Source organism: Winogradskyella marincola (assembly GCF_029624125.1).
GTDB classification, from domain to species: domain Bacteria; phylum Bacteroidota; class Bacteroidia; order Flavobacteriales; family Flavobacteriaceae; genus Winogradskyella; species Winogradskyella marincola.
Genome location: NZ_JARSBN010000002.1, coordinates 477,462 through 490,540 on the forward strand (window position 1 = coordinate 477,462; position 13,079 = coordinate 490,540).

The window sequence follows — 13,079 nt, forward strand, 5'->3', positions numbered from 1 at the left end:
AATTTTAGCACTAAAACGTAGTCAATTTTCGTTTGTATAAAGGTCAATCAAAAATATTAAAAATCAAAAGTAATTAAGGCGAAACATCCACTATTTATTTACTAACAATTAAAGAATAAATTTTAGAGGTTCCATTCTCGTACTAAGCTTTGCTAATGTGCGACTTTACTTAAAAATAAACTTAGAAGACATGAAAAAGAAATTAGAATCAGAATTAGTAAGTATTGCACATAGGATTCTAAAATTAAAAGGCAGAGAAGATGTGGATAGAATGCATGCCGAAGTTGCCAACCTGTACGAGAAACTTACAGTTTTAAAATTTGCGCATGAGAATTTTGAAGACGATATGCCTACAATTGGCAATGATTCTTCATTTTTTGGAATGCTAGATACTGCGTTTAACAATAAAGTTAGCGATAATATAGAAGTAGGAAATAAGACTTACGTTAATGTCGATGAGATTGAAGATGATGGTATAATGGAGCCTGTGATGGAAAAAATTAAGGACATGGTAGCTCAAATGCCAGACGAAAGTCAGCAGGTAGATGCTATCGTTGAAGAAGTTGTTGCTAATGAAAAACCAAGTGCTATAGAGTTTGAAACCATAACTTCTGATTTTGCTGATATTCCAGAGTTTGAACCTATTGAAGAGGCTAAAAAACGTGAAGCCGAGCAAGCCAAAAAATCGTTGAACGATAAGTTAAAAGGCAACGGACTGCAAATAGGTCTAAATGATAAATTAGCTTTTATAAAACATCTTTTTGAAGGAAAAAACGAAGATTATGATCGTGTTATCTCTCAAATAAACACTGCAGATTCTATTGCAGAAGCCAGAACACTTATTTACGAAATGGTAAAACCAGACTACAATAATTGGCTAGGTAAGGAAGATTACGAAGAGCGTTTTATTGAAATCGTTGAAGGCAAGTTTAATTAATAATTTAAGTACACATAGCCTTGTAGTGGTTTTGCAATTCCTTTAATTTCTAAAATGTAGAAATAAGTTCCTACAGGTAATAGTCCAGAAAATTCTGGTATGCCTCTGTTTGCTCTACCATCCCAAGTATTATTATAATTATTAGTTTGGTAGATTAGTGTGCCATAACGGTTATAGATTTTAATAGTATTTTCAGGAAAATTTTCGATACATGGAATAACCAAAAAGTCGTTTTCTAAATCTCCGTTAGGAGAGATCCCTTCTGGTATAGACAAGCAATTAGATATTTCTATAAGAGCATCATCTTCATTGTTGGTGCTATTTCTATCCACTTCATTTAATGTATTTAGATAAGCAATATTCAACAAATCGGTAGAAGCAACGATTAACACTTCAACTTGAAGAGTTTCAGACTGGTTAGGTTCTAATACTGGAATTGACCATGATAGAGAACCGGAATCGAAAACACCAGAGCTTGTTGTTGCAGAAATAAAACTATATCCAGCAGGTAATGCATCTAAAACTTCAATAGCTGTTGCTTGAGTTGTACCTACATTTGTTGCGCTAATAGTAAAGGTTACTTCCTGGCCAACAATAGCTTCGGTTGGTTCAACAGATTTAAGAATTTCGATATCTACATTAGAAGTGTCTACAATAACATTTAATGTAGCGCTTACTTGCGAGGCATCTAAATTATTGGTGTCACTTATGTTTTGAGAGTCATTAAGATAGGTGCCAGCAACATCTGAGGTTACCATTACAGAAAATGTGCAGCTTTCTACACCAATAGGGAAAGTTAGATCTGTAATTCCAACAAAAGTGTCTCCTGCAATACCATTAAAGGTAGCAGTACAGCCATTGGCATCTATCCAAACAGGAGATGAGGTTAAAGTGACTCCTGCAGGTAAATTATCAGTAAACGCAATACCATTTTGAGTAGGGCTAGACGCTATGTTGTAAACTGTAAAAATCAACTCACTTTCATCGCCTTCATAAATTGTATCTGGAAAAAAGATCTTATCTAGTATTGGCGAAACCACCTGAACACTATTAACCGAAATGTTAGTTTCTGGAGTTAGCTCTTCGTTATCCGAAGCACTAGGAAAAGCTTCTGCAATATTATTAAAACCGCCACCAAAACTAGGTGCAGTCACAGGAATGGTAACTCTAATAGTTGAGCCTGCCTCCATAGTTGGTATGGTACCAGTTATTGTGTTTCCGGAAATATTAAAAGTAGAAATACAAGCCGCATTACCAGAGGTTATATTACAAGTAGGAGTACCCATAATGGTAAAGGCATTGTCTAAAACATTTTCAAACTGTATATCTATAGCATCAGAACTGGTTGTGCTATTACTTATGTCTACAATCCAGTTAAAAGATTGGTCTGTTTCTACTTGAGAGTATTCTGGATAAGTTTGTACAATGAGATCTATACAAGGTGCAAAATAAGTATTTACAAAAGCAACATTGTTAACTCCGTTAGTTTCAGAATTGTTATTTACATAATCTGCTCTTACGTAATTTGTTCCTATCATAGGTTGGGTAGAACATTCGGGTTGCCAACTTACGGTAACGGTAAAAGAAACAGAACTATGTGCAGGAAGAATCCAGTTGTCTTCGGGTAAAATTTCCCAGAAGGTATCAAAACTTCCATCTTCAGTTACTCCATCAAAAGTAACTCCAATATTAGCATTGTTTATAGGGAAACAAGATGCTGTTCCTGTGGTTCCTGAGCACTCTACACTAACTAAAGTTCCTGTAATTGGTGCATCGGCAGCAGATGGAACAGGCATATGATCTTGTACTTGTATAGCTTCGTCTGTATTACCATCATTTGTTACTGTTATTTCATAAGTAATTTCTCCCCATTCTGTTGTGTTTGTTTGAGAACTTCCGGTTGGCAATTCAGGAAATATTTGAGTCTTAGTAACCTTTAAGTCCGAAGTATTGTCAATATCACAAGGTTCTTCATACGGAAGATCAAACTCATTGTAATGATAATTATTATCAATATTTATATCTATAGTTTGACTTGGTAATAGAGAAACCTGACTTTTTATAAGAGCCTCTCCTACGGTTGGAAATACGCTACAAGGTGGCTCAAGAAACACAACAACGGTTTCAATAGTTATGGTTGTGTTGGGTTGAAGCGTAAATTCGCTACTCAACCATAGCTGACCATTGTCCGAAATGGAAAAATCATCACAAGTTACAGGTCCTGTTGTTGCTAAACAATTTATAGAAACAATGCTCCAGTTAACATTTGGTGATAGGTCTTGCATAAAGAAAAATAATTCTGTTTCAGAAGGTCCGTTGTTGCAAACGGTTGTTTCAAAAGTAACCTCTTCATTATATTCAATATTCGTAGTATCTGTTGGGTCTACTATTTCGGTCGAAATACATACATCTGTTACAGGGCACTGTTCTGCATCAAGTAAAATGGTTTCTTCAAGATTTGAAAGGTTTGAAGACACATTATCATGGCTTAATCCTATTTCAATAAAACTATCAACTGAAATTGGCATAGGGTTTGGCGAGCAAGAAAAATTGGTATAGCGATATACCATTTCAAAAGAGATGCTTCCGCCAGAGGTGATTTCATGCGTCTCATTAAAAACAAAAATTGATGTTGCCGAATTAATATTTTCAGAAGATACTGTATTTGGATATGTATTAATAGTACTTAGGTCTGGACAGAGGGTTCCGTTGGTTGCGCCTAAACATTCTATAGAAACAAATTCAGCAAAAGGTTGTCCGTTATCGTAGAGTGAGGACAAAATGAGATTGCCTTCAATAAACTCTACAGGAAAATCTATGTCACTATTGTTTGTTATGGTAAACTGATAGGTAACCTCATCTCCCCAAGCATTTATAGGTGTACCTAATGCAGGTGAAATTTGAGAATGTGTAACCACAAAATCAATAATAATATCCAGAACATCTATAGAAATTATTGACTGATTATTATTGGTATTGGTATCTGTAGTGCCTGTAGGTGCACTTATAGTAGCATTAACAGCAATACCACCAATATTTGTTGGCGCTGTAACTAAAACCAGTAGCTCTACACTTGAGTTATTAGGCATATTATCTACAACAGCAGTTAAAACATTAGAAGTGATACCAACATTAGAAACATTAGATGCACCATTGATGTTGTTCTGAGAATTTGTAGAAATTATTGTAATATCATTATCAAAATTTACAGAAATAGTTGCATTATTTACAGTGTTTCCAGAGTTGGATAACGTAATTAAATACTGAAAATCTTCATTAATATCTATCTGAGAAATTGCAGTTCCGCTAAGATTTTGTGCCTCGACGTTTATGGATAAGTCTGTAGTTTGACTGTGTGCGTATGAACATAATAGAAATAAAACAAATAAGCGACATAGCTTTACAATCATAAAATTTAGTTTTTAGATATACCAAGATGAAACAAACTCAATACTATAACAGTTAAGTGTTGTATTTTCCTAGTTATGGATAATGGATTTATTTATTAGATACAAAATACTCCAAATGGTTGCTTTATAAAATGTAAAAGATTGTAATTTTGATATATTAGATACACAATTATGAAATTATTTCTGGTACCAACACCAATAGGAAATCTTAAGGACATTACGTTTAGAGCCATTGAAGTTTTAAAAGAAGCAGATTTAATACTTGCTGAAGATACCAGAACTTCTGGAAAGCTATTAAAGCATTTTGAAATTTCCACACACATGCAAAGTCATCACATGCATAATGAGCATAAAACGGTGAATAATCTTATTGAAAAGCTAAAGTCCGGACTTACAATTGCTGTGATTAGTGATGCAGGTACACCAGCCATTTCAGATCCTGGTTTTTTATTGGTTAGAGCCTGTGTAGAAAACAATATTGAGGTTGAATGTTTACCTGGTGCAACAGCCTTTGTACCTGCTTTGGTAAATAGTGGTTTGCCTAACGATAAATTTGTATTCGAAGGCTTTTTGCCAGTAAAGAAAGGTCGCCAAACTCGATTGTTACTTTTAGCAGAAGAAACCCGAACCATGATTTTTTACGAAAGTCCACATAAGTTGGTAAAAACCTTAGGACATTTTTGTGAGTATTTTGGAGAAGACAGACTAGTATCTGTATCGAGAGAGCTTACTAAACTTTATGAAGAAACTGTAAGAGGAACAGCAAAAGAAGTTTTAGAACATTATACCAACAAACCACCAAAAGGTGAAATTGTTGTTGTGGTTGGAGGGAAGAAATAGTGATTTCTCAAATAAACCATCTGATCCACAAAAAGGGTCAAAGATTCTATTTATTTGTCATTTTTGTTTAAGTTATTATTAGAAAATAAGCTAAAGAATTTCTTTATAGGAAGCTTATTAAAAAAATCACCCAAGGCTTCAATTTTATGATTTGGTATTCCTTTTAACTGATGAACCATGACTATTATCCACACCAGAAAAATAATAAAATAACCTCCTAAAATTAGTGCAATAACTACTGATACAGATTTAAATGTTTCCATTACTCTTTAAATTTTTAGCCAAATTAAATTAGGCAACTATAGTTTGCTTTGACATTGTTTTTGCAATTTAAAGTGAGTACTGATAGTAAAAAAGGACAGTGATTTGTAAATTATAATTTTATCATATTTGACAAGGGTTTCAACAGATTTTAAAACAAAAACCTCACCATTTCTGATGAGGTTTTTCAACATTAAAATATATGAGAAATTACTAATCTTTAATCTCAACTGTATTTCCTGAGATCCAAGTTTTGTTTTCATCTCCATAATACAGGTAAGCAGTACTTGCTGGTGCTTGGTAATGGCCAGCAATATCAGCTTTTAAGTCTAGCCTAATATTTTTGGTTTCTGAGGCTTTAAATTCTCGCCAGTAAAACACCAGATAGTTATCAAAAATCTCATAAAAAGCCACCTTATTTTCTTCTAAAATCTTTTTTAATTGCCAAGGTTGAGCCGTTGTTCCAGATGGTATGCCAACAATTGTGGTGACCATGCCTAAGGGTTTTGCATTGGTGTTTGCAACAGAGATATTAAAACTTACATTATCACCAACCGCATGGTTTTGTCCAGTAATTGTTGTTTCGAGTTGTAATGGACAAGCATTTGAACTATCTGGTAACGTGCTATCCCAATTCACATTTAAGGTATAAGGAAATGTTGTCTTTGGGTTATTAAACTTAACTGCAATGGTCTGTTTTCCTTGTTTTAGATAGTTCTCAAAACCGTTAATGGTAATTTTTCCATCGTCTGAAAGCTCTAATTTTTTAGTTATCGATTTACCATTAATTATTAAGGTGATATCATCGTTTTCCTTAAGTATTTTTTGCTTTTGACCTTTTGTGTAATTAATCAGTGCTTTAAGAGCCATTGCAGTTGCTTGAGTAGAGCCAAAACGGTTGTATTTACGTTGCTTAATCAGATAATCTATACCTTCTGTTATAAGTATTGTGTTTTGGTTTTTCTCGTCCATTAAAGCCAATGTTGTAAGCGCTACGGTTTCTATCTGTTTAGAGTTGCCGTAAGATCTGGTAATTGTATTTTCAACAGGTATTTTATCAAAACCATACTCCTCAATATTTGCTTTTATTTTGGTTAAAAGTGTTTTAAAGTTTTCTTCTTTATTGAGGTTATGACTAGCCATGGCTAGTAATGCCATTTTATAAGTGTCATTACTTTTTATGGCATCTGCATAGCCTGTATTATATTCTAGCATATAATCTGCATTGACACCAGATTCGCTTAATGCATAGACAATGTAAGCATTGGCAACATCTGTTGGTGAACTGGCAAAGCTATCATAGCCTTTTTTACTTTTTTTGAAACCACCTTTACCGTCTTTTCGGCTTAAAAGCCAATCTACAGTTCTGAAAATCATTTTGTCACTTACACCATCGTATACTTCTTTCATTTCGGTAAATTCCAAAATGCCATAAGCGGTTAAGGTTTCGTGTGGAGGCGTATGACCAAACCATTCAAAACCACCTTCAGAAGTTTCAAAACCAATAAGCCTTTTATAGCCTTGTTTTATAAAATCTAGAGCTTTAGCTTCAATTTCAGGATTGCTTTTGCCTGCTTCCTTCAGGTATTTTAAAACCATAATATTAGGATATGTTGAAGATGATGTTTGCTCAAAACATCCATAAGGCTGACGGATTAAAGACTCAATACCATCCATAACATCACCTACAATGTCTGTATAAATATTAAACTCTGTTGTAATACTATTTTTAACAGCATGGTTAATTTCAAAGTCAAATGTTTGAGTTTCTGAACCAGACAATGATATTGATGTTGGGAAATAAGGGCTTAAAATGGTTACCTTTTTCTTTATGATATCCTTATAGTCTTCAGATTCTGCCAAAATAGAAATGTCTAAGTCTTTACCCTTTTCAATAGGTATAACTTTTATGGTTTTGGTCACAGCGTTTTTAGCTTCCACGTTTAGTTTTTCATCAATAGACGATACCAGCTTTAAATGTTCAGGCAAAAGAAACTTTAAATTGGTTTCCATGGCTTTCTCAGTTTCATTTGTAATGGTAATTGGTAATGAAATGGTGTCATTTAGCACCATGTAATTAGGTGTTTTAATGTCAATGTTCAATAACTTTTTGGTAGCATATAATTTATCTGCTTTACCTACAAGACCATTATAACCAATGCCTTCAGCAGAAATTTTAAACGACGTTACAGCATCAGAATTATAAAATTCAATTTCGGCAATGCCATCAGCATTGGTTTGTACTACTGGATTCCAGTATATGGTTTGTCTAAAATCGGTACGCTCTTCTAGTAGATTTTTTCCTTCATAGATTGGCATGTAGAAACTTCTTGGAGTGTCTATGTGGTTTCCAATATAGTGGTAAAATTGCTTTACAGCATAGTTTTTATAATCTCGGTTATTTAATCGTTTTGTGGCTCCTTTATAATAAGGATAGCTATCGTTTTTGGTGGTAATGATAATAACTCCGTTAGAGCCTCTGCTACCATAAATGCTGGTTGCAGCAGCATCTTTTAGGACTGTTACGCTGTTTACTTGTTGAGGGTTGATGTCGCTCAAAGCAGACCTATCGTAAGGTACACCATCTACTACAACAAGAGGTTCGTTATTACCAGACACACTGCCAAAGCCTCTGATTCTAACGTTTGGAGCACTACCGGGTTGTCCGTTAGCATTTGTTACGTTAACACTAGCCACTTCGCCAGCCAAAGCATTGATAACAGAATTGCCGTTTGATGCTATTTCTTCTTGTGAAATCACTTTTACAGAACCCGTAAGGCTCGCTTTACGTGTTGTACTATAACCCACAACGATAACTTCATCCAAACCATTTCCACTTTCTTGTAAGCCAACAGATATTTTTGCCTTTTGTTTAATAGTGTTTTGTAGTGGTTTTTCATTTTTGTCAAAAGACTTAATATTCTCTTTGTTTTCTACATTTTTAGTTGGTGTTTGGCTGTAGTATCTTCCTTCTTCTAAGGATGTTTCTTCAATAGTAACACGTTCTCCATTGTCTTTGTAAGCCAATAAAGTAAGATTGTAATTATTGTTGAATTTAAAAGCGAAAGAGCCATCTTCTTCGGTGTCAAAAACCAAAACTTTATTACCATCTCTATCAAAAAGCAGCAAATGTGCTTGTGTTGGTTTTCCTTTTTTGTTGAGCACAACACCTGTTTGTATAGCACTCTGTTCTGGTAGATATTGTGCATTTTCCTTAGTAACGGTAGTTGCATTGATATAGTCTCTCCAACCATGAGTTAGCATCACATAATCTATTGCTGTTTTTGATTTTGGCTCTTTTGGATTCAAGTAAAAATCTGGCTTATGAATTTTACCTTTCAATTCAGAAGATACCAATAAGTAGGATAAAATATGGTCTTGCTTGTCGTCAGCAAAGGACAGTAATTTATTATCCGCAACGGCCAATGATAAGTTTGCAGGAATAGGATTCTGCTTTTCATCGTATGTTTTTATAGTGAGTTTTACTTTTTCTCTGGTATTGTACACTTCCTTATCTAGGCTGAGGTCTACATGAAGTTTTTTGTGAGGATTTAGAAACACCAAACGCTCTGCGAATGTACTACCATATTCATTTTTTAGACTGAATTTGGTAATACCCATAGGATATTCTGAAGTGCTTAAGCTTAGATTTTTTTTGAGACCAATTTCCTTTTTTAGGAGTAATGTACTTGCATTAGAAACCTCAAGAAATAAAGGTGTGCTATAAGTTGAAAAAATATCTAAATTGGTTGATAGACTATCTGTTGTAACAGAAAACCGAACACCATTTTCGTACACTTTTGGTAGCTGAATTAATTCCTCAGAACGAAAAGGTTCTGTAATCTTAGCATGGTAAACCTCGTCTTTAATTGGGTTAAAATTGAAGCTTCCCATGCCATCATGAAAACTTTCAAAGTTTGAAACGGTTTCTCCTTTCGCATTTACAACATCTCCTTTGAGATCTACAGGTTTTCCAAATTCATTAAGAGCTTTAAAAGCAACTTTGTTTAAAGTGCCAACTACAATTTTGCCACTTTCTGGTAAAAACTGAAGATCAATAGTGTTTAAAACCACAGGAACAGCTCTTGAGATAGATTCTGTGGTGCCTTTATGATATACCAAAGCGTTTAAAACAATATCAACGGACTCCAAGTCTTCTGGTAATGTAAAGCTGGGTTTGGCTTTACCGTCTTTGTCTGTAACCACAACATCATTTATAATGTCGGTGCCTTTTATGCTCACTTTATACGTAACTTCTGTGTGTGATAAAGGTTGATTTTTTAAATCCTTAACCTCAAGATTTGCGATAACCTCAGAGGATTTTCCGTAGCCTTCTTTTTCAAATTTTAGATTAAGTAACAGCTTAGGTTTTACCACTTTTTGAATAGTGATTTTTTTGGTAAAAAATGAATCTTCACCATAATTACGCATCCAATTGGTGTAGCATTTTAAAGTGTAAATGCCACCAACCCAATCAGAGCTAATATCAAAATTTCCGTAAGCATATCCTTGTTTTACATTAAGATTTAAGGATGTTACAACAGCACCTTTAGGCGAAATTAATTCCGCATGCATCACGTCACTGATGGTCGTAATAGTATTGTCTGTACCTACGATGTAAGATTTAAACCAAATGGTTTCTCCAGGAAAATAGAACGGTCTGTCCGTTTGAGTGTATATCTTCTCTAATGGATTATTAAATGCTTCAAAAGCTTTATAAGACAGCAACGTGAAGAAGCAAAGTCCGGCAATTACCAAAAGTTTAGTGTTTTGTATAAGTTTTTTCATAGTATTTATATTTTTAAGTTGACTTTTAGCCCAACTTCACTAATTAAAGGAGTATTGAAAAAGTTAAGATTATGCCCAGAATTGGTATCAAAAAGTGATGAATAAGGAGATGCTCCTCTGTATTTTGTAAATGTGATGAGGTTATGAGCGTAAAGCCCTATTTCAACTTGCCTGAAAAAATCATAATTACTTTTAGCAAAATCATAAGAAAGCTCAATGGTTCTTAAGTTAAGATAACCAGCATCTTCAATGGCTTCTTCTGCAACACCACTGAAGCCGTAGCGTACAAAGCGGTTATTTTCAATACCATCTTCAGGATTATAAAAATCTACAGGAATTGTGTTTGTATTGCCTTGAGCGTTTACACCATTAAAAACATAATTTGTAATGTTTCTTTGATCTGCTGACTGTTGTGATGAGCCAAAATAGTTGAGCACATTTTGAGTGCCATTCCAAGTGTCTCCTCCTTTTTGGTAATCTAACGCGAAATGAAATTTTAATTTCTTCCAGGTAAAACGATTAGAAAAACCAAGTGTAAAATCTGGTACAGGATTACCAATAATTTGTTGTTCTGTATCTATAATTGGATAGCCATTGCTGTCTATAATAATGTTGTTTTGAGTGTCTCTTGCAAAGGCCGTTCCTACAATAACACCAGCAGGTTGGCCAACGATTAAATTTTTAGACACATTTTGAAAACCTGCAATTGGTACACGCTCTTCATTATTGTATAGTTTGGTAACCTTGTTTTTGTTGGTCATAAAACTTAGACTACTATTCCAACGCACAGAGCTGAACATTTCAGAAACATCCAATTGTAGCTCTAAACCTTTATTGGTAATATCTGCAATATTTTGAAGTTGAAATTGATTGCCTTCTAAAACTGGGAATACGCTTCCTTTTGTTTTTGAACCAAAATAACTTGCAGTAAAATCCCAATAAGCATCCCATAAATAGAAATCTAAATCGAGATTAAAAGAATAATCGTGACGTTCTTCTAAATCTAAGTCTTCGTTTATAAATAAGTCAATGTTACTGGTGTAACCAAGACTTTCTGAAGGTAATAATTGCAGACTGTTGTGACTTTGATTGTTGTAAAAAAGAGGCATTTCATTAACATCAAAAGCGCTTGTTGCACTCAAGGTAAAATAGCTAATATCGTCTAGTTTTAAAATATCTGCTAAGTCAACTTTTAGTACAGAAGAAGGTAAAAGCAATTTGTTCTTTTGAATGGAAGAGATATACGCAGTATTACTAAATACAATTTTAGAGTATCTTTTATATTTTAGAGTAACAGATTGGTGTGGTCTTAGCACATTTCTATTAATGCGATTAGAGATTTCAGTGGTGCTATTTGGATTTGAAAATGTAAAGGCATCAAAACCTTCAGATTCTTTGAATGTATAATCTAATTGCTCATTTTTAAACCTAGTAATGGAACGTACATCTATGGAAAAATCTCCCAAGTATTTGTCATAGTGTAAGTCTAGCATAGCATTGAAGCTATTGTTTTTTATGGTTTTGTTGCTTAGATAGCCGTTTTCAAAACCTACAGTATTGGTAAACAAACCAAAGTTTTGCTCGTTTTCTGCTGTTTTATAGCTTAGTTGGCTTCCTATTGAAAAGTCGTCACCAATATTTATGTCATTTTTTAGGTTGGCTACAAATAAGGTGTTGGCATCATAGTTTTTATTGTTAAACAACCATTCAGGATTGTTATAATTGGTTGGGCTAAAACTACGTTGTGTATTGTCTGGTAAAACACTGCCTTGACCATTGTTAAAAGACACAGGTGTTACCCATGAATTTAGAAGTAGATTGTTTCTAAATCCATTAATGTTAGGTTGGTTGTTTTTCCAGTGACTGTATTTAATAAAGGATTTCCAACTTAGTTCTTCACTGTTACGATTAAGGGTTTTAAAGTTTAGTGCGAGATCGTTATTTATTTTTTGTGCTCTACCAAAAATGTCTTCAGTATTTTTCTGACTAAAGTCAAGTCCTGTGGTCCATTCATCTGTATCAATATCAAAATACACATTGGTAAACCTACTAATGGCAGTATTTAACACGCTATTGTTGTATTGCTTAGAGCTAACACCATTTCCATTGCCTAGCGTAACCAGTCTGCCGTTGTTGTCGTATATATAATTACTTCCATCAAACTCCAAAGTATTTAGGTTTGGTCCATAAGAAAAGACGTTTCCTGTTTCTGGTCCTAAAAAAGCAATAGATCCATTTTCGGTGGCTCCTTGGCTGTAGGAAGATTGTAACTTTGGTAAGTTACTTTCCTTAACAAACTGAAAACTTAAGTTAGATTTTACTCCAATTTGAAAATATATATCTGGATTAAAATAGGTTAGGATTACATGTTCTGGGTCAAGGTGAATGTCTTTAATTCTATGCAAAGCGTTATAGTAGCCTTTTTTATTGTAGAGATGTTTTGAATCTGCTATGGAAGGTATTTTAAAACGTTCCTTTTTTTTATTTTTTAAAGCTTCACTATAAGCATCAGTTTCAATAGGTTTTACTTTTACTCGCTTAACCGCTGTTTTTTGGACGGTTCCAAACATATCAGCTGTCACTGTAATTTCCTTTGGATCCATACCAACATAGCTAATAACTATAACATCACCTACATTGCATTTTATACTGTAATTACCATCAAAATCGGTTTGATCTCCGTGGGTCGTTCCTTTAACGATTATAGTGGCTCCAGGCAAAGGCAAGCCGTCTGATGAAGTGGTGAGTGTTCCTGTTACCGTTCCTTCTTGAGAGAAACAGAGTACTGGGAATACTATGAGCAATACGAATATTTTGAATGTAATTTTATTCATAGTTGTGTG

Annotated in this window: 6 protein-coding genes; 2 read left to right on the forward strand and 4 right to left on the reverse strand. The window is 34.1% G+C overall.

Annotated features, from left to right (window positions below; translation table 11 throughout):
* Nucleotides 1–190 precede the first annotated feature (190 nt).
* The gene (locus P7122_RS05355; RefSeq protein WP_278004745.1) at nucleotides 191–937 is read left to right on the forward strand and encodes a DUF8457 domain-containing protein; all 747 of its coding nucleotides are present in this window, start codon (nucleotides 191–193) and stop codon (nucleotides 935–937) included.
* Here the strand turns inward: P7122_RS05355 and P7122_RS05360 are convergent.
* Nucleotides 934–4,347, reverse strand: coding sequence for a DUF7933 domain-containing protein (locus tag P7122_RS05360; protein ID WP_278004746.1), 3,414 nt, complete (start codon nucleotides 4,345–4,347; stop codon nucleotides 934–936). The two genes, P7122_RS05355 and P7122_RS05360, sit on opposite strands and share 4 nt — an antisense overlap.
* 168 nt (nucleotides 4,348–4,515) lie before the next feature.
* On the opposite strand from P7122_RS05360, the gene rsmI reads away from it, so the two are divergent.
* Nucleotides 4,516–5,187: a 16S rRNA (cytidine(1402)-2'-O)-methyltransferase gene (gene rsmI, locus P7122_RS05365; protein ID WP_278004788.1), complete on the forward strand. Its 672-nt coding sequence runs from the start codon at nucleotides 4,516–4,518 to the stop codon at nucleotides 5,185–5,187.
* Nucleotides 5,188–5,237: 50 nt separating this feature from the next.
* Here rsmI and P7122_RS05370 read toward each other — a convergent pair whose 3' ends face one another.
* The 3 genes from P7122_RS05370 to P7122_RS05380 form a co-directional block, all read right to left on the reverse strand.
* Complete coding sequence (locus P7122_RS05370) at nucleotides 5,238–5,450, reverse strand: hypothetical protein (RefSeq protein ID WP_278004747.1); 213 nt, start codon at nucleotides 5,448–5,450, stop codon at nucleotides 5,238–5,240.
* A 211-nt stretch (nucleotides 5,451–5,661) separates the two neighbouring features.
* Complete coding sequence (locus P7122_RS05375; protein WP_278004748.1) at nucleotides 5,662–10,236, reverse strand: TonB-dependent receptor plug domain-containing protein; 4,575 nt, start codon at nucleotides 10,234–10,236, stop codon at nucleotides 5,662–5,664.
* Between the two features lie 5 nt (nucleotides 10,237–10,241).
* Nucleotides 10,242–13,070 (reverse strand): carboxypeptidase-like regulatory domain-containing protein, encoded by a 2,829-nt coding sequence (locus P7122_RS05380; RefSeq protein ID WP_278004749.1) that lies wholly within the window; start codon nucleotides 13,068–13,070, stop codon nucleotides 10,242–10,244.
* Nucleotides 13,071–13,079: the final 9 nt, after the last annotated feature.

Bases quoted from the DNA above. Each gene is read 5' to 3' on its own strand.
- P7122_RS05360 (WP_278004746.1), bottom strand. From the start codon at position 4,347: ATGATTGTAAAGCTATGTCGCTTATTTGTTTTATTTCTATTATGTTCA.
- P7122_RS05370 (WP_278004747.1), bottom strand. From the start codon at position 5,450: ATGGAAACATTTAAATCTGTATCAGTAGTTATTGCACTAATTTTAGGA.
- P7122_RS05375 (WP_278004748.1), bottom strand. From the start codon at position 10,236: ATGAAAAAACTTATACAAAACACTAAACTTTTGGTAATTGCCGGACTT.
- P7122_RS05355 (WP_278004745.1), top strand. From the start codon at position 191: ATGAAAAAGAAATTAGAATCAGAATTAGTAAGTATTGCACATAGGATT.
- P7122_RS05380 (WP_278004749.1), bottom strand. From the start codon at position 13,070: ATGAATAAAATTACATTCAAAATATTCGTATTGCTCATAGTATTCCCA.